General features: G+C 56.4%; 18 protein-coding genes. 9 read left to right on the forward strand and 9 right to left on the reverse strand.

Annotated elements, in window-relative coordinates:
* The first annotated feature begins 105 nt into the window (after positions 1–105).
* The 4 genes from pgi to serB all read left to right on the forward strand — a co-directional run bounded on the left by pgi (position 106) and on the right by serB (position 7,054).
* Positions 106–1,809 carry a glucose-6-phosphate isomerase gene (gene pgi, locus IEW65_RS04535; protein WP_188638325.1) on the forward strand — a complete coding sequence of 568 codons (1,704 nt, stop codon included), beginning with the start codon at positions 106–108 and terminating at the stop codon, positions 1,807–1,809.
* Between the two features lie 169 nt (positions 1,810–1,978).
* Positions 1,979–3,874 (forward strand): DNA topoisomerase IV subunit B, encoded by a 1,896-nt coding sequence (parE, locus tag IEW65_RS04540; protein ID WP_188638326.1) that lies wholly within the window; start codon positions 1,979–1,981, stop codon positions 3,872–3,874.
* Between the two features lie 6 nt (positions 3,875–3,880).
* Positions 3,881–6,133, forward strand: coding sequence for a DNA topoisomerase IV subunit A (parC, locus tag IEW65_RS04545; protein WP_188638327.1), 2,253 nt, complete (start codon positions 3,881–3,883; stop codon positions 6,131–6,133).
* A 3-nt stretch (positions 6,134–6,136) separates the two neighbouring features.
* Positions 6,137–7,054 carry a phosphoserine phosphatase SerB gene (gene serB, locus IEW65_RS04550; protein ID WP_188638328.1) on the forward strand — a complete coding sequence of 306 codons (918 nt, stop codon included), beginning with the start codon at positions 6,137–6,139 and terminating at the stop codon, positions 7,052–7,054.
* Positions 7,055–7,108: 54 nt separating this feature from the next.
* Here serB and IEW65_RS04555 read toward each other — a convergent pair whose 3' ends face one another.
* The 7 genes from IEW65_RS04555 to IEW65_RS04585 form a co-directional block, all read right to left on the reverse strand.
* Positions 7,109–7,948, reverse strand: coding sequence for a DUF6694 family lipoprotein (locus IEW65_RS04555; protein WP_308421444.1), 840 nt, complete (start codon positions 7,946–7,948; stop codon positions 7,109–7,111).
* Positions 7,949–8,134: 186 nt separating this feature from the next.
* Entirely contained in the window at positions 8,135–8,521 is a 387-nt protein-coding gene (locus IEW65_RS04560) for a Na+/H+ antiporter subunit G (protein ID WP_188638329.1), read from the reverse strand.
* 25 nt (positions 8,522–8,546) lie between these two features.
* Positions 8,547–8,816: a K+/H+ antiporter subunit F gene (locus IEW65_RS04565; RefSeq protein ID WP_044629074.1), complete on the reverse strand. Its 270-nt coding sequence runs from the start codon at positions 8,814–8,816 to the stop codon at positions 8,547–8,549.
* Positions 8,810–9,307: a Na+/H+ antiporter subunit E gene (locus IEW65_RS04570; protein ID WP_188638330.1), complete on the reverse strand. Its 498-nt coding sequence runs from the start codon at positions 9,305–9,307 to the stop codon at positions 8,810–8,812. Before IEW65_RS04570 ends, IEW65_RS04565 begins: the two co-directional genes overlap by 7 nt.
* Positions 9,304–10,815: a monovalent cation/H+ antiporter subunit D gene (locus tag IEW65_RS04575; RefSeq protein WP_188638331.1), complete on the reverse strand. Its 1,512-nt coding sequence runs from the start codon at positions 10,813–10,815 to the stop codon at positions 9,304–9,306. Before IEW65_RS04575 ends, IEW65_RS04570 begins: the two co-directional genes overlap by 4 nt.
* Positions 10,812–11,144, reverse strand: a complete 333-nt coding sequence (locus tag IEW65_RS04580) for a Na+/H+ antiporter subunit C (RefSeq protein ID WP_188638332.1) — start codon at positions 11,142–11,144, stop codon at positions 10,812–10,814. Before IEW65_RS04580 ends, IEW65_RS04575 begins: the two co-directional genes overlap by 4 nt.
* Positions 11,144–13,975: a monovalent cation/H+ antiporter subunit A gene (locus tag IEW65_RS04585; protein WP_188638333.1), complete on the reverse strand. Its 2,832-nt coding sequence runs from the start codon at positions 13,973–13,975 to the stop codon at positions 11,144–11,146. Before IEW65_RS04585 ends, IEW65_RS04580 begins: the two co-directional genes overlap by 1 nt.
* A 159-nt stretch (positions 13,976–14,134) precedes the next feature.
* Here IEW65_RS04585 and IEW65_RS04590 point away from each other — a divergent pair, with 159 nt between their 5' ends.
* Genes IEW65_RS04590 through IEW65_RS04600 form a run of 3 tightly spaced genes read left to right on the forward strand, consistent with a single transcriptional unit; the run spans position 14,135 to position 17,906 of the window.
* Positions 14,135–15,025 (forward strand): ion transporter, encoded by an 891-nt coding sequence (locus tag IEW65_RS04590; RefSeq protein WP_188638334.1) that lies wholly within the window; start codon positions 14,135–14,137, stop codon positions 15,023–15,025.
* A 16-nt stretch (positions 15,026–15,041) separates the two neighbouring features.
* Positions 15,042–16,748, forward strand: a complete 1,707-nt coding sequence (gene leuA, locus IEW65_RS04595) for a 2-isopropylmalate synthase (protein WP_188638335.1) — start codon at positions 15,042–15,044, stop codon at positions 16,746–16,748.
* A gap of 6 nt (positions 16,749–16,754) precedes the next feature.
* Entirely contained in the window at positions 16,755–17,906 is a 1,152-nt protein-coding gene (locus IEW65_RS04600; protein ID WP_188638866.1) for a hypothetical protein, read from the forward strand.
* A 139-nt stretch (positions 17,907–18,045) separates the two neighbouring features.
* Here IEW65_RS04600 and epmB read toward each other — a convergent pair whose 3' ends face one another.
* Positions 18,046–19,068, reverse strand: a complete 1,023-nt coding sequence (gene epmB / locus IEW65_RS04605) for an EF-P beta-lysylation protein EpmB (protein WP_188638336.1) — start codon at positions 19,066–19,068, stop codon at positions 18,046–18,048.
* Positions 19,069–19,205: 137 nt separating this feature from the next.
* On the opposite strand from epmB, the gene efp reads away from it, so the two are divergent.
* The gene (gene efp / locus IEW65_RS04610; protein ID WP_188638337.1) at positions 19,206–19,772 is read left to right on the forward strand and encodes an elongation factor P; all 567 of its coding nucleotides are present in this window, start codon (positions 19,206–19,208) and stop codon (positions 19,770–19,772) included.
* 96 nt (positions 19,773–19,868) lie between these two features.
* Positions 19,869–20,849, forward strand: a complete 981-nt coding sequence (gene epmA / locus IEW65_RS04615; protein ID WP_188638338.1) for an EF-P lysine aminoacylase EpmA — start codon at positions 19,869–19,871, stop codon at positions 20,847–20,849.
* On the opposite strand, the gene asd is transcribed toward epmA, so the two are convergent.
* Entirely contained in the window at positions 20,846–21,685 is an 840-nt protein-coding gene (asd, locus tag IEW65_RS04620) for an archaetidylserine decarboxylase (RefSeq protein WP_188638339.1), read from the reverse strand. The genes epmA and asd overlap by 4 nt on opposite strands.
* Positions 21,686–21,688 lie beyond the last annotated feature (3 nt).

Genomic DNA, 21,688 nt, shown 5'->3' on the forward strand with positions numbered 1-21,688 from the left:
AGGATGGTTAATGAGGCTGCGTAGTTTACGCGCCCTTGGTAACGCAGAACAGGCCTGATCCATTCAGATTCCTGTCTCACGGAACGACGCCACAGGAGAGGGCATATGGCTTCAGCAACAGCAACTCCCGATACATTACCCGCTTGGCAAACGCTTACGCAGCATGCTCAGGCGCTTAAGCACGTCCATTTAAAAAATTTGTTTGGTGATGATCCAGGCCGCTGGCAGCAGTTTACTCGGCAGGTGGCGGGGCTCACTCTCGATCTTTCCAAGCAGCGTTGGGATGACGATACGCTAGAGCACCTGCTGGCGTTGGCAGAAGAAGCGGGCGTGCCAGGAGCCATTCAAGCGCTGCTGAGCGGTAAGCGAGTGAACGTCAGCGAGAATCGCCCAGCGCTGCATACCGCCCTGCGTTTGCCCGCAGATGCCCACCTGGAAGTTGAGGGTGAAGATATCGTGGGGGCCGTGCATGACAGCTTGGCGCAAATGGAGCAGCTGGTGCAGCGCCTGCACGCGGGCCAGTGGCGTGGAGCGACCGGCAAGCCCATTCGCCATGTGGTGAACTTGGGCGTGGGCGGCTCAGATTTAGGGCCGCTGATGGTCACCCATGCGCTGGCGGACTATCGACCCAGCGATATCCACCCGGTAGAAGTCCATTTTGCCTCCACCATGGATGGCTCACAGCTGGCGGACTACCTCAGCCGATTCAATCCAGAAAACACGCTGTTTGTGCTCTCGTCTAAGTCGTTCACCACCATTGATACGCTCTCCAACGCCAACACGGCCCGCGACTGGCTGATTGGGCGGCTCACGCAGCACGCCGACCTGCCGGAAGCCAGCCCCCATGCCAAACCGATCAGCGCAGAGCTGATTGTGCGCCAGCACTTTATTGGCGTATCCGCCAGCCCTGAAAAAATGAGCGAGTGGGGGATTACCCCCGACCATCAGCTGATGTTCTGGGAGTGGGTCGGGGGGCGTTACTCCTTGTGGGGCACGATTGGTCTGCCGATTGCGCTAGTGATTGGGATGGAAAACTTCCGCGAGCTGTTGGCGGGTGCCCATGCCATGGATAGCCACTTCCGTGATGCGCCGCTAGACGATAATTTGCCGGTGTTGCTGGGCTTGGCAGGCATCTGGAACGTGAATTTTCTGGATATTCGCGCCCACTCGATTCTGCCCTACGATGGGCGACTTGAGTATTTTGCCGCCTACCTTGAGCAGCTGGAGATGGAGTCCAACGGCAAATCGGTCACCCGCCAGGGCCAAGCGGTGAACTACTCCACCTGCCCCGTGCTGTGGGGCCAGCTAGGCCCTAATGCCCAGCATGCGTTTTATCAGTTGCTTCACCAGGGCACCCAACCGGTAGTGTGCGACTTTATCGCGCCGCTTAAGCGTTACGATGAGGTCGAAAATCCGGATACCCGCCGCCATTTGAAAGCGCAGCATCGCTTGGCGTTGGCCAACTGCTTTGCTCAGTCCCGGGTGTTGATGTTGGGTGACGATGCATTAGATGAAGATGGCCCGCGCCCCGAGCACAAACGCTACCGGGGCAATCAACCCTCTTCGACGGTGCTGCTCGATAAGCTCACCCCCGCCACCCTAGGCTCGCTGATAGCGCTGTATGAGCACAAAGTATTCGTGCAAGCGGTGATTTGGGATATCAACCCCTTTGACCAGTGGGGGGTCGAGCTTGGTAAGCAAATTGCCACCGATACCCAGGCGATTATTGACGGTGAAGGCGACCTTAACCGGATGGACGCTTCTAGCCGTGGCTTGATTGAAGCCTTTTGGGCCGCAGAGCAGGAGTAGTGTTCCCAATTTATATGGCTGAATATACAGCTTTTTGGTTTTCCGCTATCCTGTGTGCTTTTCATAGCGGCCTCATCTTAAGAATACCCAAGGGGCCGTCCTGTGACGGCCCCGTTTGAAGCCGACAGTACGCTTTTGTTCAGTATGTTTTTTCAGGAACCGACGTTACATGACCCAGTTTGATGCCTCCCAGTACGGCGCGAGTTCTATCGAGGTCCTGTCAGGGCTTGAACCGGTGCGCAAGCGTCCGGGAATGTACACCGATACCTCGCGACCCAACCACCTCGCCCAAGAGGTGATCGACAACAGTGTCGATGAGGCGCTCGCCGGGCACGCTTCAAGCATCAGCGTGGTACTCCATAGTGACGGTGCCATTGAAGTGCAGGATAACGGCCGGGGCATGCCGATTGATCTACACCCGGAACATGGCGTGTCAGGGGTCGAACTCATTCTGACCAAACTCCACGCGGGCGGTAAGTTCTCCTCTTCAAGCTACCGGTTTTCTGGCGGTCTGCACGGCGTGGGCGTGTCGGTGGTCAATGCGTTGTCACGGCGTTTGGAAGTCGAAGTAACCCGCGACGGTGCCCGCCATGCCATCGCCTTTGAACATGGCGATAAAGTCGAAGAGCTGCACGAAATCGGCAAAGCGGCCAAGCGCGCCACCGGCACGTTAGTACGCTTTTGGCCTGACGAGAGCTACTTTGATAGCCCAAAGCTGGCAGTTTCCAAGCTAAAACATCTTTTGCGCGCCAAAGCGGTGCTTTGCCCCGGTTTAGCGGTCACGCTGGTAGAACCAGATGGCACCAAAACCGAATGGGCCTATGCCGATGGCCTGCGCGACTACCTGGCCGAAGCCACCGATGGTTACGAAGTACTGCCCAAAGAGCCGTTTGTAGGCCACTTTAGTGACGACGAGCACGGCGTAGACTGGGCCATTCAGTGGCTGCCTGAAGGTGGCGAGGCGCTGCTTGAGAGCTATGTCAACCTGATCCCTACGCCCCAGGGCGGCACCCACGTTAACGGCTTTCGTTCCGGGCTGTTAGACGCCCTGCGGGAATTCTGTGAATACCGCAGCCTGCTGCCTCGCGGCATCAAGCTCACCGCCGAGGATTTATGGGAGCGCGCTTCCTTCGTGCTCTCGGTGAAAATGCTCGACCCGCAGTTTGCCGGCCAAACGAAAGAGCGGCTTTCCTCGCGCACCATTGCCGGGTTTGTCTCGGGCGTGGTGAAGGATGCCTTTTCACTGTGGCTGAATCATCACATTGAGCAGGCCGAGCAGCTGGCGGAGATGGTGATTAGCGCCGCCCAGCAGCGCCAGAAAAAGTCGAAAAAGGTCGCCCGTAAAAAGGTCACGTCTGGCCCCGCGCTGCCCGGCAAGCTGGCGGACTGCTCCGGCCAAGACCCCGCGCTGAGTGAGCTGTTTCTGGTGGAAGGGGACTCGGCGGGGGGCAGCGCCAAGCAGGCCCGAAACCGCGAGACCCAGGCTATCTTGCCGCTGCGCGGTAAAATCCTGAATACCTGGGAAGTCGAAACCCACGACATTTACGGCTCTCAGGAAGTCCACGATATTGCCGTGGCCATTGGAGCCGACCCCGGCAGCGCCGACCTTGAAAAGCTGCGCTATCACAAAATCTGCATTCTGGCCGACGCCGACTCAGACGGCTTACACATTGCGACGCTTCTATGCGCGCTGTTTGTAAAGCACTTCCCCAGTTTGGTGGATGCAGGCCATGTCTATGTGGCCATGCCGCCGTTGTACCGCATCGATCTAGGTAAAGAGGTCCACTACGCCCTAGACGAGAGCGAGAAAGCCGCCGTGCTTAAACAGCTGGCGAAAAAACGCGGTACCCCTAACGTTCAGCGCTTCAAGGGCCTGGGTGAAATGAGCCCGCTCCAGCTACGTGAAACCACCATGGCGGTGGAGACCCGCCGCTTGGTGCAGCTCACCCTGGAAGAGGGCGACGGCACGCTGGAAATGATGGACATGCTGCTGGCCAAAAAGCGCGCCAGTGATCGCAAGAAATGGCTGGAAGATTACGGCAACTTGGCAGACGTTGAGGTATAACCCCCGATGACCATGGATATTCAGGTAGCGGAGGGCGACGTCGAGCGTCTATCCCTGCGCGACTACACCGAAAAAGCGTACCTCGACTACTCGATGTACGTCATTTTAGACCGCGCATTGCCGAACATTGGCGATGGTATGAAACCCGTGCAGCGGCGGATTATTTACGCCATGCGCGAGCTGGCACTGCACGCCAATGCCAAGTACAAAAAGTCGGCACGTACGGTCGGTGATGTGCTGGGTAAGTTCCACCCCCACGGGGATAGCGCCTGCTATGAAGCCATGGTGCTGATGGCGCAGTCGTTTAGCTATCGCTACCCGCTGGTGGATGGCCAGGGCAACTGGGGTAGCCCGGATGACCCGAAGTCTTTCGCCGCCATGCGCTACACCGAGGCCAAGCTCTCCAAGTTTGCTGACGTGCTGCTCAGTGAGCTGGGCCAGGGTACCGTGGAGTGGGCACCTAACTTCGATGGCACCATGCAAGAGCCGGTGGTGTTACCTGCGCGCTTACCCCATGTGCTGCTCAACGGCGGCACGGGCATTGCCGTTGGCATGGCCACCGATATTCCACCCCATAATGTTTCGGAGGTGGTGGAAGCCACTTGCCATTTGCTGCGACACCCTGAGGCCACCACGGCGGATTTGATGGCGTTTGTGCCTGCCCCGGATTTCCCGACGGATGCAGAAATCATCACGCCGAAAGCAGACCTGCGTAAGCTTTATGAAACGGGGCGTGGTTCGGTAAAGCTGCGTGCTCGCTACGTGCGCGAAGACGCCAATATCGTGATTACCGCGGTGCCCTATCAGGTCAGCGGTGCCAAAGTGCTGGAGCAGATTGCCGCGCAAATGCAGGCGAAAAAGCTGCCTATGGTGGCCGACCTGCGCGATGAATCGACCCATGAAGAGCCGACTCGTCTGGTCATTGAGCCACGCTCAAACCGTATTGACGTTGAATCGCTGATGGCGCATCTGTTTGCTACCACGGATCTGGAAAAGAACGTGCGAGTGAACATGAACGTGATTGGCCTGGACGGCCGACCACGTGTGATGCCGCTGACGGATATGCTAGGTGAATGGCTGCGTTTTCGGCGTTCGACCGTGCGTCGGCGTTTAGAGCATCGGCTGGGTAAGGTCGAAGACCGCCTGCATATTCTAGAAGGCCTGCTCACGGCGTATCTGGATCTTGACGAAGTGATCCGCATTATTCGTGAAGAGGATGAGCCAAAACCTGCCTTGATGGCGGCGTTTGGCCTCACCGAGCGACAGGCGGAAGCGATTCTTGAGCTGCGTCTGCGTCATCTTGCCAAGCTGGAAGAGATGAAGATTCGCGGCGAGCAGGATGAGCTGGAGAAAGAGCGCAAAACCTTGCAAGGCCTGCTGGGAAGCGAAGCTAAACTCACCACGCTGATCGAAAAAGAGATCCGCGCGGCGGGCAAGGAGCACGGCGATGAACGCCGCTCTCCGTTGGTCGAGCGTGCAGAGTCTAAAGCGCTGTCGGACGTTGAGTTACTAGGTGCCGACCCGATTACCGTCGTGCTGTCGGATAAAGGCTGGATTCGTGCTGCTAAGGGCCACGACATCGACCCCGAAGGGCTCTCCTACAAAGCGGGGGATAGTTTTCATCTTGCCGCCCGAGGCAAAACCAACCAGCCGCTGGTGCTGTTAGACGATACTGGCCGCGCCTATACCCTCGCCGCACATAATTTGCCCAGCGCCCGAGGGCAGGGCGAGCCAGTGACTGGCCGCGTCAATGTGGCGGCTGGCGCGCAAATGGCGGGGCTTATGTTGGCACCGCCCACCAAGCGCTATCTGCTGGCCAGCGACGGCGGCTACGGGTTCGTTGCGCAGCTTGAGGCGCTAACGGGTAAGAATAAAGCCGGTAAGGCCGTGCTCAGCGTGCCGAAAGGCTGCAGCGTGATGCCACCCATTGAGGTTCCGGAGGGCGAAGGGCTTTGGGTAGCCTCTGTGTCTAATGAAGGTCGCTTACTGCTGTTCCCGCTGGATCAGTTGCCGGAAATGGCCAAAGGCAAGGGCAATAAAATGCTCGATATCCCCGGCCCGCGGGCTGCACGGCGCGAAGAGTTTGTACGCGATATTACCGTGGTCGCAGAAGGCGGTGAGCTGTTGATTCATGCGGGTAAGCGTAAGCTGACCCTCAAAGCAGACGATCTCGCGTATTATCGTGGTGAACGTGGCAGGCGTGGCAGCAAGCTACCGCGTGGTTTCCAAAAAGTTGATCGATTAGAAGCAGGGGAGTAACGGATGGCACGCGGGGATGTTCTGATAACCCTATTAGCGCCGCAATTGACGGCGGACATTGAGTCGAAAGTCACCGCGCTGATAGCGCAGTTTGGCCTGCAGGAAGAGCGCCGCCAGCCATTGGCAGAGAGGGCGAGTGACAGTGCCATTGACGTTATGGAACTTCATCTCAGCGGCGCGCCCGAGGAGCTAACACCGCTGCGCCATGCCGTGCTGGAACTGAGTGAAAGCCTGGGTGTGGATCTTGTCATTCAGCCCGCCCGTGGCGCAGAGCAGCCTCGTTTGGTCTGTTTTGATATGGATTCCACGCTGATTAAAGCTGAAGTGATTGATGAGCTGGCGCGGCGTCACGGCGTTGGCCAAGAGGTGGCGGAGGTCACCGAGCGTGCCATGCGTGGTGAACTGGACTTTAAAGCCAGCTTTCGAGAGCGTATGAGCAAGTTAGAAGGCTTGGATGAATCGGTACTGTCCAGCATTGCTGCTGAGCTGCCGTTAATGGAGGGCGTTGAACGTCTGATGGCGAACCTGAAGCGTTTAGGCTTCCGGACGGTGATCTTGTCCGGCGGCTTTACCTACTTTGCTCGCCACTTGCAGGAGAGGCTTGGGTTTGATGAGATCCATGCTAACGAGCTGGTGATTGAGCACGGCAAAGTGACGGGAGCCGTGCAGGAGCCCATCGTCGATGCCGAGCGTAAAGCCGCGTTACTTGAGCAGATTGCCGAGCGGGAAGGCGTTGCCTTAGCGCAAACGGTGGCGGTGGGCGATGGTGCGAATGATTTGAAAATGTTGGCGACAGCGGGTCTAGGCGTAGCATTTCGTGCTAAGCCGCTGGTGCGTGCACAGGCCCGTCAAGCGATCTCGGTGGCGGGGTTGGATGGCGTGCTGTACCTGCTTGGCTATGGCGACGCCGATTTGACCTAAGGTTGCGACAACGCTCACTCTGCTTAACGGCGGTGCTTCGCACCGCCGTTTTCGTTAATCGGTCTCAGCTGTTTGTGGCCGTATGCCGCTATATTCGGTACGTAGCGTTTCAAGCCGCGCTGCTTCACTCTCGGTAAGTGCTGGTGCACTCCACAGCGGCTCACCCTCGGTATCATTCGCCCCCAATAGAGTGAGCGATAGCTCGGCACCGCGTGGGATTTGATCATTTCCCCAAGGGCCAAAGCGGTTGGGTGCCAAGCTCCAAGTGGCGGTTTCACCGGGCGCTAAACCACCGGCAATCACGTAATAGAACGTTTCATCTACCCAGGCTATTTCTCGGTTTGGACTTTCTAGTAACCCACGCAGCATGAGTTCTGAAACGGCTTGGTCTGAGCCATTAGTGACCGTTAGTTCAATGACCGGCTCCAGCGCACCATAGGGGCTGGTGCTGATGTAATAGCGCGCGCTATCAACGCTGAGTCGGGCTAAATGTTCCTGGGCGCGCTGCGCGCTCGCCTGTTTGGCTTCCAGCCGGTTAAGCGTGCGCAACGCCTGTTCACGCTCTCGGGCACGGCGTTGGCGCAGCATCTGATCGGCGCGCTCAATGATTTCATCACCCGTGAGGCCATGCATATAGGCATTGGCAGATTCAGCAATCTCAGCGGCATTCATACGTTGCGGATTAAACAGGTCGATGCCGCTAAACGAGGACATGGCAATAATCTTTAACGCGGTATCAAATTCGTCGCGCTTATAGGTGGGCAGCGACTCGCGCACTTTCTCTATCGAGACCACTGCCGCAGGCATGGAGCTGGTGTCGACTTTTGGGTCGGAGCAGCCTGCAAGCACTAAGGCAGATAGCGAAAGCGCAGATAGCCTGAGTAGGCTCCACATAATGTACCTCACCACAAACAATCAATCGGCAAGAGCTTACCGGAAAGTGGCATTCGCCACTACTTTCTCTTGAGCGCTGGTCAGACATTGGACTGAACGCTTTTGGTGCGTTGTCAACGATTTAGTGGGGCGGCCAATAAAAAGCGCTGGCGGTTGCCAGCGCTGAAAGTGAAAAAAGCAGAGGGCTTAGCCGTGCCCTTTATCCGGGTGAAGCACCGGCTTTTCACCCACTTCTTCAGAGCGCAGCTCGACTGGCTTGCCCTGGGTTTTTTCGGTGTGCTTTAGCCGCATGTGCAGGCCTGTTTTGGCCAATAAATGGGCGCTTACCGGGGCGGTTATAAACAGGAACAGCGTAATCAGCAGTTCTTGAATATCCGGCTTGCCATCGACGCTCCAAAAATACCCCATAGAGGCAATCAGCATGCATCCGATGCCCAATGTGGTGGCTTTGGTGGGGCCGTGTAAGCGCATGTAGAAATCACGTAGGTGCGCCATGCCCAGCGAACCAATAAACACAAACACGCCTCCCGCCAGCAACAGCAGTGAAATCAGCGCTTCAACTAAGAATGGCATAAACGCACCTCATCATTAAACGGGCTCATTCGATGATATCCCCGCGTAAAATGTACTTGCACACGGCAACCGTACTGATAAAGCCAAGCATGGCAATCAGCAGCGCCGACTCAAAGTAGGTCTTGCTGTTGAGCCATAAGCCAAGCAGCACAATCAGCGCGATGGAGTTCACGTACATAGTGTCCAACGCCAGCACCCGATCAGGGAGGTCGGGGCCTACGGTGAGCCGATAAAGGTTCATCAGCAGGGCCATGACCACCAGCGCTAAGGTGATGTAGAGCGCAATACTTAGCATTCGTAAATCTCCTTGAGCGGCCGTTCGTAGCGTTCGCGTATTTGCTCAATCAGTGCTTGTTCATCATCTACATTCAACGCATGGATGAGCAGCGATTTGCCGTCCATTCGTAGATTGGCCGACACGGTGCCGGGTGTCAGGCTGATCGTGCTGGCGAGTAACGTAATGGTAAAGCGCTCTTCCAACATGAGCGGGTACTCGATGAAGCGGGGCTTTAGGTTGCGCCAGGGGTTCGCAATCAGATAGGCCACCTCAAAGTTAGCGGTCACGATATCGCCTAAGACTCGAAGGCCAAAGCGCAGCAGCATCATGGGTTTGCTGATACGTGGCCGGGCATCCCAAAAACGGTGGGTTAATAACGGAATCAAAATCGCCAGCGCACCACCCAGCACGAACTGGCCAAAGGCGTAGCTGCGTACCAGCAGTAGCCACACTAACAGCAGCAGTAGTGAAAGAACCGGGGTGGGCAGCCATTTGCGAGGGGCCATCATGGTGTCTCTCCTGCATCAGGCAATAACGTTTCAATGAGCAGCTGTGGGTTGGCAAGCTGCTCGCCGGTGGCTTGAGTATAGCTACTTACCGGCCCAGCAAAAACCACCAGCAGCGGGGCAGCGCTTAATAGCCAGAGCATGCCAAACCACTGATAGCGAGATAGCGGGCTGCCGCTTGGGCTACCCCGGTGGCTGCGCCAAAACAGCGTAGAACCCGCACGGGAGAGTGCAATGAGTGAAGCAAGACTTGCCAGCAGGAGCAGCGGCCATAGCCACAACCGCTGTGTGCCTTCAGCCGCTACCAATACCATTGCTTTACCTAACGCACCTGAAAGCGGTGGCATGCCCACCACAGCAATCGCACCGATGAAAAAGGTAATCGCCAGGGCGTTGCCCTGCACCAGCGGCCGCCCTTTGACAATGCGTGTGCCAGGCTTGCCGCGCTGGAGGCCAATCATTTCCGCCAGCAGGAACAGACCGCCGGTGACCAGCGTGGTATGGATGAGGTAATAAAGAAGGGCAGAGGTGGCGTCAACAGAGCGCATCCCCACGCCCGCTAGCAGCGTGCCGACCGAAATAAGCACGAGGTAAGCCACCAGTAGGCGCAAATCACGCGCGGCCATCACTCCCACGCCTGCCGCTGCCAGCGTGGCTAGCGATAGCCACCACACCCAGGGTTGCTCCAGCGCCACAAGGCTACCTGCCTGCTCGCCAAAAATCAGCGAATAGACGCGCAAAATGGCGTAGACGCCCACCTTGGTCATAATCGCAAACAGCGCGGCAACTGGGGCAGGCGCTGCCGCATAGGCACGGGGCAGCCAGAAGTAGAGGGGTAAAATAGCCGCTTTGAGGCCAAATACCACCAGTAGCATCAGTGCACCTGCGGTCACTAAGCCTTCGCGCTCGGCGGGTAGGCTGGCCAGCTTATAGCCCATATCCGCCATATTGAGCGTGCCGGTGGCACCATACAGAATGCCCACCGCAATCAAAAAGAGCGACGAGCCCGCCAGGTTGAGCACCACATAGTGAACGCTTGCCTGAATGCGCGCCTTACCGCCACCGTGCAGTAGCAGTGCATAAGAGGCCAACAGCAACACTTCAAAGAAGACAAACAGGTTAAACAGGTCGCCGGTCAAAAACGCCCCGTTAATACCCAGCAGCTGCCACTGAAAAAGGCCATGAAAGTTACTGCCTTTCTCGTCGTCGCCGCCGCAGGCAAACACAACGGCACCAATGGCGAGAATGGAGGTGATCAACACCATTAGAGCAGAGAGGCGGTCTAACACCAGCACGACCCCGAACGGCGGCTGCCAGTCGCCCAGAGCATAGTAGGTAATCTCACCGCTGGCGGCTTGGCGCACCAGGGCAATCGACACGAGCAGCAGCAAAAGGCTGGCCACCACGCTCACAATACGCTTGTAGCGCACTAACCCCTGGCGCTGGTAGAGCAGCAAAATACCCGCGACCAGTGGCAGGACCACGGGCAGTACAATCAGATGCTGAATCATTCTCGGTCTTCCTTTTTACCGTCCACGTGATCGTTGCCTACTTCGCTGCGCGCTCGCATAGCGAGAATGACCACGAACGCCGTCATGGCAAAGCCGATAACAATGGCGGTAAGTACCAGTGCCTGGGGGAGCGGGTCGGCATACTGGGTACCCTCATTCACAAGCGCCGCACCGTCGGTGGTCAGCCCGCCCATGGAAAACAGGAACAGGTTGACGGCATAAGAGAGCAGCGTAAGGCCGACAACGACCGGGAAGGTTCTTCCCCGCAACGTTAGGTAAAGCCCACATGCGGTTAAGACACCCGTGGTAATGGCATAGAGCAGTTCCATTAGAGGGATTCCTTTTCATTCGTCGTGTCGTGGGTATCTGGTGCTTTCGGGTCAGTCACCGGCCGATGAGGCGTGGTGACTTTGCCCAGATTGGCCAGAATCATCAGCGTGGCACCCACCACCGCGAGATATACACCCAAATCAAATAGCAGCGCCGTGGCAAGCTCGAAGGTGCCAATCAGCGGCAGACTGAAATAACCAAACGACGACGTCAGGAAGGGGTACCCCAACAGCCAACTGCCAAGCCCAGTGAGGGTGGCAATGGCCACACCGACCACGGCCACCGGCTGGAAGGGGAAGTTCAGGCGAGCTTGCGCCCACTCAACGCCCCGTGCCATATACAGCAAAATCAGCGCAACGGCGGTGATCAAGCCAGCAATAAAGCCGCCGCCGGGCTGGTTATGGCCCCGTAGGAAGATAAATGCCGAGACTAGTAGCGCCAGCGGCAGCAGCGTCATCGAGATAGAGGTCAGGATGGCCGGGTAGCGGTCCGGCGACCATACGCGCCCTTCGCCGTCGCTATGGGGCATAAACAGACGCAAGCGGTTAAGCAACTTAAAGATAGCGAGGCCTGCAATGGCCAATACGGTAATTTCGCCTAGGGTATCGAAGCCACGGAAGTCGACCAGAATCACGTTGACCACGTTATAACCACCCCCGCCTGGCTTGCTGTTTTCCACAAAGAAACTGGAGATGGACAGCGTCTCACGGGTCATAACGGCGTAGTTTAAGCTAGCCACGACAAGTCCTAGTGCCAGCGCTAACAGAATATCGCGTATGTTGCGCAGCGGGCTGGACTCCTTAGGCGTTCTTTGTGGTAAGAAGAACAGTGCCAGCATCAGCAGAATCATGGTGACGACTTCCACCGATAGCTGGGTGAGCGCTAGGTCTGGTGCCGAAAAACGGGCAAAGGTTAGCGCTACAAATAGCCCGACCACTGACAGCATGAGTAGCGAAATCAAGCGGTAGCGATGAGTGGCGGCGGTGGCAATACCACCAAAAATCAGCATGCCTGCGCCCAACAGCACCACGCCATCAATCGGCTGATTGCCTTTGCTACCAGTTAACTCATGGATGCCCGCCAGGCCAATAAGCCCCATCACCAGTGCTGCCCCTATGAGCCAACCCATATAACGCTGTAGCGAGTTACCTTCCAGTTTGGTGATGATCTGCTCGGCTCGGTAGCCCACGGCAATGACCAGCCGTTCAAAGACGCGGCGCGCATCCACGCTGGCAAAGGGCTGCACAAAGTGGCGCAGATCGCCATGACGCCAGTAAATGACGATACCTGCCACAAAGGCCAATAAGCTCATCATCAGCGGCAGGTTAACACCGTGCCAAATGGCTAAATGGAACGACAGCGGTTCATTGAGTACGGCTTGCGTTGCTAACTCCAAAATACCCGTCGCAAAAAAAGCGGGGAATAAACCCACCAGTACACATATCGCCACCAGCAGTTCAACGGGTACGCGCATAAGATGCGGTGGTTCATGAGGAGTTTTAGGCGTTTGCTCCCGAGCGGGCTTGTAGAACACTGCATGTACTAAGCGCAGCGAGTACGCCACAGAAAGAATGCCGCCCAGCGTTGCCAAGGCTGGCAGTAGCCAGCTGAGGCCACCGAGTACCGGAGTTGCCAAAGTTTCGGTGAAAAACATCTCTTTCGAGAGAAAGCCGTTAAACAGCGGAACCCCCGCCATGGCGGCGGCTGCCAAGGTGGTGAGCAGCGCGGTTACCGGCATCGCCCTTCTGAGCCCGCCAAGCTGCTTCAGCTCCCGGGTGCCGGTTTCATGGTCGATAATGCCCGCGCTCATAAACAGCGCTGCTTTGAAGGCCGCGTGATTCAAGATATGGAACAGCGCTGCCAGCACGGCCATGGGGCTACCAATGCCGAGCAGAACGGTGATCAAGCCTAGGTGGCTGACGGTTGAGAACGCTAAGATGCCTTTTAGGTCGGTTTTAAGCAGCGCAAACCAAGCACCATAAAGTAATGTGATGGTACCCACGAGCGGCACGACGACGCTCCATAGCGCACTATCGGCAATGGCGGGATGCAGGCGTGCCATCAGGAAAATGCCTGCTTTGACCATGGTGGCTGAGTGTAGGTAGGCAGAGACGGGCGTGGGGGCCGCCATGGCGTGGGGTAGCCAGAACTGGAACGGGAACTGGGCGGACTTGGTGAACGCCCCCAGTAGCACAAGCCCTAGCATCAGCGGGTAGAGTGGGTCTGCAACAATGGTGGCACCGCTGGCCAGCACATCATCCATCCGGTAGCTACCGGCCATATCGCCAAGCAGCAGCAGGCCAGCCAGCAGCGCAAGCCCACCCGCGCCTGTCACCGTCAGCGCCATGCGTGCGCCTTTACGGGCATCGCTGCGATAGGACCAAAAACCAATCAGTAGGAAAGAAGAAAGGCTGGTGAGCTCCCAAAATAGCCATAGTAGAATAAGGTTGTCAGACATCGAAATGCCGACCATCGAAGCCATAAACAGCATCAAGAAGGCGTAAAAACGTCCGAAAGGCTCATCGCTAGCAAGATAAAAATGGGCATACAATAGAATCAATAGCCCAATGCCGAGAATCAGCAGATTAAACAGCAGCGATAGGCCATCAAGGCGAAACGCTAACTCCAGGCCGAGTGCAGGCATCCAGGCAGCAGTAAACCGCAGTGCCTCTCCTTCAAGCAGGGCAGGTATTTGCAGCAGCGTGAGCAGAAGCGCTGTTGCTGGCAGAATGCCCGTTGCGAGCGAACACCAAGTGCGGCCGCGTTGGGCAGTTAGTGCCGGCACCAGTACGCCCAACAAAGGCAGTAAGGCTATCCACAGCAGTGTCATGAGGTCGTCCAGCGCAAAAATCAATAAAATCGCCAGAGCAACAGGCGTTGCCCTGGAGGCGAAGATACATCAAGTGAAACAACAGGATATCACTTGTATGGAAGGTAAGTGATTTTAGTATAAAGTGTCGTCGTTAACCGCTTAGAGACTCCTTGTTCCATGAGTGAACCCTTCAATACCTGGCAAGCCCGTTTTGAGAAGCTGCGTAGTAACAAGCTTTTTGAGGGGCTGGTAATCTCCATTATCGTTATCTCCGCGCTGGTCATTGGCGCGAAAACTTACGAAGAAACCTCCCGTGTAGAACAGTGGTTGCTCTACCTTGATGTGGCGGTCACGGTCTTCTTTCTGGTCGAGATTCTGATCAGGATGGCAGCCGAGCGCACTTTAGTCAGCTTTTTTAAGAAGGGCTGGAATGTTTTTGACTTCTTAATTGTGACCGCCAGCCTGATTCCTATGGATGATTCGGAGATGGTGCTGCTGGCGCGGCTACTGCGCATTTTCCGCGTGTTGCGCTTAGTCTCAATGATCCCAGAGCTACAGATGCTGCTTAGTGCTCTGGTGAAGTCGGTGCCACGGATGGGCTACGTGGTGCTGTTGATGTTTATCATCTTCTACATCTACGCCGCCATTGGCAGCTTTCTATTCCACAATGTCGACGAAGGCCTGTGGGGGAATATTTCTCTCGCTATGCTCACGTTATTTCAGGTGGCGACGTTTGAGAGTTGGGCCACTGCTGTGCTGTATCCAGCGATGGATGTTTACCCTTACGCCTGGATCTACTTTTTAACCTTCATCTTTTTGAACGCCTTTATCTTTCTCAATATGATGATCGGTATTGTGCTGGACGTGATGCAGAAAGAGAGTGCGCAGATGGCGCTGGACAATGGCGAAGGCGAAGAAGCCGAGCTGCAGTCGCTACGCAACGATGTTCGCGGCCTGAAAGAGCAGCTTGACCGCATGGAGTCAGCGCTCTCTCAAGCATACTCGACAGCCCCAACACACCAGAATGACGCGGGCGGTAAGCACAGCGACAAGCCCACAACTGACTGATTTTAGGAGAGCCGCCATGATGTTGACTGATCCTGCCAAAAAGTACCGCCCTTTTGTGGCCGTTGATCTACCCGACCGCCAGTGGCCAAGCAAGCGCATCGAGACGGCGCCTATCTGGTGCAGCGTTGACTTGCGCGATGGCAACCAGTCGCTGATTGACCCGATGGATCAGGAGCGTAAGCAGCGGCTGTTCGACATGCTGCTCAAGATCGGCTTTAAAGAGATCGAGGTGGGCTTTCCCTCCGCATCGCAGACCGATTTTGACTTTGTCCGCTCGTTGATTGAGCAAGAGAAGATCCCCGACGATGTGACCATTCAAGTGCTGACCCAAGCGCGTCCGCACCTGATTGAGCGCACCTTTGAAGCCCTAAAGGGCGTCAAAAACGCCATTGTTCACGTCTATAACGCCACCGACCCGATGTTTCGCCGGGTGGTGTTTAGCGTCGATAAAACCGAGTGTATCCAAATTGCCATCGATGCCACCGCGCAGATTCGCGATTTGATGGCGGCCAACCCTGAAACGAACTGGACCTTCCAGTACTCACCGGAACTATTCACCACCACGGAGATGGACTTCGCGGTGGAGATCGTTGAGGCGGTGATGGATACCTTTGGCCCCAGCGTTGACAACAAAATGATTGTTAACCTGCCAGCCACTGTAGAAGTGGCCACGCCCAACAATTACGCCGATCAGATTGAGTGGTTCTGTCGTCATGTGAAAAAGCGCGACACGTTAATTGTGAGTGTTCACCCTCATAATGATCGTGGCACTGGCGTGGCGGCTGCCGAGCTTACGCTGATGGCGGGCGCGGATCGCGTGGAAGGCACGCTATTTGGTAACGGCGAGCGTACCGGCAACGTGGATATCGTCACGTTGGCGATGAATATGTATACCCAAGGGGTGAACCCCCAGCTCGATTTTTCCAATATCACCCCGATTATGCGCGAGGCGGAGTACTGCAATCAGCTGCCCGTTCATCCGCGCCACCCCTATGTGGGCGATTTGGTCTTTACCGCGTTCTCAGGCTCTCATCAGGACGCCATCAAGAAAGGCATGGCGGATCGCCGTGCTCACCCCGACGCCATCTGGGATGTACCTTATCTGCCGATTGACCCGCTGGATGTAGGGCGTAGCTATGAGGCGGTTATTCGCGTTAATAGCCAGTCTGGAAAGGGCGGTATCTCCTACTTACTGGAGCAAGAGCACGGTATTGAACTGCCGCGCAGGCTCTCGATTGAGTTTAGCCAAGTGGTGCAAGAAGTCGCTGACCGCACCGGTAAAGAGATCACTTCTCAGATGATCTACCAAGCCTTTGCCGATGAGTATTTAGAGCAGCGCTCACCGCTGGGACTGGTGAACCACCGCCTCTCTTCTGAACCGGATAGCCCCAAAGTGACGTTGGAAGCGATTGTCGACATCAAAGGCCAGCGGCAGACCCTGACTGGCGAGGGCAATGGTCCGCTGGCAGCGTTTATTAAAGCGCTGGTGGCGAGCGGCCAAGATGTTGAGATTATCGACTACCACGAACACTCCCGCGGGCAAGGGGCGGATGCTGAGGCCATTGCCTATGTCGAAGTACGTATCGATGGCAAGGCGGTGTTTGGTGTCGGTACCGATGAAAGCATCACCAGCGCCTCTATGAAAGGCGTGCTAAGCGCCATCAATCGCCACCATTCGACTCAGCCTGCGGCCGCGAATGTGACGGCGGAGTCGTTGGGGTAAATGATAATACGGCCCTGGCAGTGCATCGCGTTAGTCGCCATAGTGATGGCCGGGCTGCTCACGGTGACGGCTTCCCAAAAGCCGTTTGAAGAGGCGTTCGTACGCTTGGAAGTAGAGCGGGCACTGCCCGCTCTTGGCCCCACGCTTCAAGAAGAATCTGCTGAGATCAACGCACTGTTCCTTCACTACGCGTCGGATCAAGCGCTATGGATGAGCGCCTCGTTGGCGATATTACGCCACGGTGATACCGCTCGAAGCACGCTTCTCGACTATGGGTTATCGCCTCAATTCCAGCAGGTGCTGGTGCGCTTCGGCGCAGATGCGGTGCTGCCTGTGAGCTATTTCCGCGATCATGACGTTACCACGCTGCGTGCACAGCACTGGATTGGCGAGCGCTATCAGCAAGTGAGCCGCTGGTGGAGCGATGCCCCATCGGATAATGATGAGTTGGGTGAAGCCGACGTAGAGGCGGCCATCGCAGAGTTAACCCCTTTTCGACGTGGTCAGATGGGCATTGCACTACTGGATGCCAACGGCCATGCGCTGCTCAATCAGTTTGTGATGAGTGATCAAGGCGACGTCGAGTGGTTACAGGGTGAGCGCTTAGTCGCAGGCGTAGGCGATTTCTTTACCAGTGGGCTACGCGACCTGGAAAGCCAGTGGCGGCGTGGCGACGCCATTGGCGCAGCCGATTTAGGCTGGGCCGGTGTCGATATACTGGTGATGGCCAGCACCGTCAAGGTGTTGCGGGCTGGAAGGGCCGCCCGTACTGCTCGGGTAGGCAGCATCGAAGCGCAGGGCGCTCGCACTGGATTGCGCCAAGGGGTGTTAGCGAGTGGCGGGCGTTTCGCCACGCTGCCGCGCATGGCCAAAGTTGCAGCGGTAGCGGGCACTGCCTATGTGGTCATTCGCCATCCGAGTTTGGTCAGTGCGCTAGGAGCCAATCTGTCTCAATGGCTAGGCTGGCCGGTGTGGTTGGGCCAGTTTCTTATATGGCTAATTGTGCTACTGCCGGTACTGTTCATTACACGCTTTATCTATCGCTGGCTACTGACACCACTGCTGTGGCTACTGATGCCACTGATGAGAGTGTGTTTTAGGGCCGCGAACCGTTCGATGATGAAACGCACCAACGAGCAGGCGAAAGAGCTTGGCTAAATAGGCCCATGTGCCTATGAAACCTTACACATGGGCCGCGTGTATCAATGTTACAGGTAGTGCTTACCCATAAGTCGCCACGGTGTTGCGTGATTGTGATTGCGGTACCGACATGTAACATTTAATGGATAAGACCACTTCATAACGGCGTCTTACTGGCTTTGCCGGGTATCTCTCTGACCAGCCGAGGCATTAAGAAACCGGGTAAGTGTTCTAGCAGCTGTGTTACCAGAGCTTTTGCCTCGGCGTCGGGAATGTCGAAATGGGCAGCCCCTTGTACGGGGTCGAATACATGCAGGTAGTAAGGCAGTATGCCCGCTTCAAATAGTCGTTCCGAGAGGGCTGCGAGGGTGGGCACGCTGTCGTTAACCCCTTTCAGCAGGACGCTTTGATTGAGCAGCGTCACGCCTTTTTGCTTTAGCCGCGTACAGGCATCCACCACCGTTTGGTCGATTTCGTTGGCGTGATTAATATGCAGCACCATGACGGTTTGCAGACGCGTTGCGCTTAGCCACGCCAGCAAAGCATCATCCACGCGATCCGGAATGACCACTGGTAAGCGGGTGTGAATGCGCAGCCGTTTCAGGTGCGGGATGCTCGCTAACTGCTCAGTCAGCCAAGCCAACTGACGGTCGCTGGCGGCAAGCGGGTCGCCGCCGGAGAGAATCGCTTCATGGATCGACGTATCTTGGCGGATATACGCCAGGGCTTCTTGCCACTGCGCTCGTGAGGGCGAGTGCTCGCTGTACGGAAAATGGCGACGAAAGCAGTAGCGGCAGTTGATCGCACAGGCAGGGCTGGCGATGAGCAGCACCCGGTTGGCGTATTTATGGATCAGCCCTTTGATAGGGCGGTGGTCCGCTTCTTCTAGTGGGTCGGTGACGTAGCCGGGTGAGGCCAGTGTTTCATCGCCTATGGGCAGTACTTGACGCAGTAGCGGGTCATTGGGGTCGTTAGGCTTAATACGGGTAAGGTAAGCGTCGGGCACGCAAATATCGAACAGGCGATGGCCTGCTTGTGCGCCGGGCAGCCATTGGGCGCCTAAACCAAGGCGTTGGCAGAGCGTGTCGGGATCACGAATCGCTTGAGAAAGCTGCTGCTGCCAGGAGGTTGAAACCTGGGCAGGTGCGGGGTGACCAGCGATAATGATGTTCTCCTGCAAAAAGCCCTCCTTCGGGTTATCATGCGCGCACTTAGCGGCGTTGCTATTCGCAATGACGCAACTGACGGTGACGTAAGTGTCTGGCGGATCGCCGCACGTACGACATAGACAATTGAAACAGACCATTGAGAGGCATTATGGCGAACTATTCTACCAACGAATTCAAAGCAGGTTTGAAAGTAATGCTCGACGGCGACCCCTGTTCGATCGTTGAGAACGAATTGGTCAAACCGGGCAAGGGCCAAGCGTTCAACCGTGTGAAGCTGCGCAACCTGATGACCGGTCGTGTGGGCGAGAAGACGTTCAAATCGGGTGATTCGCTGGAAGGCGCGGATGTCATGGATTTGGAGATGGAGTATCTCTATACCGACGGTGACATGTGGCACTTCATGAAGACCGACGGCTCGTTTGAGCAGTATGCCGTCGAGAAAAAAGCACTTGGCGATACCGTGAAGTGGCTGAAAGAGCAGGTGCCTTACATTCTGACCTTATGGAACGATAAGGCCATTTCTGTAACGCCGCCCAACTTTATCGAGCTTGAGGTAGTGGAAACTGACCCCGGCCTGAAAGGCGATACGGCCCAGGGTGGTTCTAAGCCGGCTACGTTGTCCTCTGGTGCCGTAGTGCGTGTGCCGCTCTTTATCAACCAAGGTGAAGTGCTGAAAGTGGATACGCGTTCTGGTGAGTACGTATCACGCGCTTAAACGCCCGGTGATAAAAGCGAATTTCGTCGCTTAAGCATTTCATTCATAAAGCCACGCGATACTGACGCGTGGCTTTATGTTGTTAGGGAGAAGGGAATGACAATGAACTGGCAGCCAGCAGCATCTATGGCTACCCTGCGCGAGCGTGCACGTTTGATCGCAACGGTGCGCGATTTTTTTGCGGCGCGGGACATATGGGAAGTGGAAACGCCAGTGTTAGGTCAGGGTGGTAGTACCGATGTGCATTTAGTGTCGCTGTCGACCCTGGCACGTACTGATAAAGGCCAGCGCAAGCTGTGGCTGCAAACGTCGCCCGAGTTTCATATGAAACGGCTTCTGGCGGCGGATAGTGGGCCCATTTTTCAATTAGCCAAAAGTTTTCGGGATGGTGAGGTAGGGTCTCGACACAATATCGAGTTCACCATGCTGGAGTGGTATCGCCCAGGGTTTTCGTTGGCGCAAATGGTGGAGGAAACCACCGCGTTGGTAGAGCATGTGTTGCCGCGCTCGCCGGGTCCCGTCGTGCATTACCGTTACCGTGAGTTGTTCCATACACACCTTGAGGTGGACCCTTTCACCACATCATTGGATGTGCTGCGTAGCTTGGCAGCCGAGCGTGGCAGTATGCCTGCGCAAGCGCTGTCCGATGAGGGGCGCGATACCTGCCTGGATTTATTGATGGGAATGGTGATTGAGCCCCACCTGGGCCAGCAGGAACTCAGCGTGGTCGTGGACTATCCAGCGAGCCAAGCAGCGTTAGCCAAGCGGCACCAAGATGCTGATGGTGAATGGGTCGCCTCGCGCTTTGAGCTTTATCTCAACGGCATTGAGTTGGCAAACGGCTACGATGAGTTAACGAATGCGCAGGAGCAGCGGCAGCGCTTTGATGATGACAACGCTGAACGCCGCCGATTAGGGCTGCCGGAGGTGGATGTTGATACGCAGTTGCTGGCGGCGTTGGAGCAGGGGATGCCAGCCTCTTCCGGCGTTGCGCTTGGCATGGACCGGTTGATCCAACGGGCATTAGGCAAATCGCGCTTGGAAGAGGTGCTGGCATTTTCAACCGCTAATTGCTAGCCGGCAGGCGCGGCGAGTGTTTGCCCCATTTGGACGCTCGCCCCTAGAGGGTGGTTGTCAAAATGAACAGGATGGGCGAAGCACATCACTACGGTAGAGCCGAGTTTAAAACGCCCCATTTCGGCACCTTTCTCAAGCACAACCGGCTGCCCAAAGCGCATGCGCTGAGGGTGGCCAGAAAGTGGTGTTACCTGTCCTGCCCAAACGGTTTCGATGGCGGCGACAATCATCGCACCGACCAACACCATCGCCATTGGGCCGTGCTCGGTATCAAAGATACACACGAGACGCTCATTACGGGCGAATAAACCGGGTACGTAGTTGGCAGTGGCTTGGTTGACGGAAAAAAGCCGCCCTGGCACGTAGATCATTTCTCTTAGCGTGCCGGTTACCGGCATGTGCACCCGGTGATAATCCCTAGGCGATAGATACACCGTCGCAAAACTGCCGTTGGTGAACTCGTCCGCCAGCGCTTTATCTCCGCCTAACAGAGTTTCTGCTGAGTAGGTATGGCCTTTAGCCTGTACAAGGTTGCCTGCGGTTAAGCGGCCAAATTGTGAGAGCGTGCCATCGGCAGGGCTAAGCAAGCCCTCCCCGAGAGGGCGAGCATCGGCTTTCAGTGCGCGAGTAAAAAAGTCGTTGAACGTGGCGTAAGCGGTGGGGTCTGGCTCCAGCGCTTGGCTCATATCCACCTTGAAACGCTTGATAAATGCGTTAATCAGCGTGTTTTTCACCCAGGTGTTATCACACTGGGCAAACTGCCCCGTCAGCCGTGATAGGGCATGGTGAGGCAGCGGGTATTGAAGTAGCGAAAAGGCTTTTTGGGAAAGAGTCACAGT

Origin of the sequence: Vreelandella lutescens (genome assembly GCF_014640815.1) — a bacterium.
GTDB lineage: Bacteria > Pseudomonadota > Gammaproteobacteria > Pseudomonadales > Halomonadaceae > Vreelandella > Vreelandella lutescens.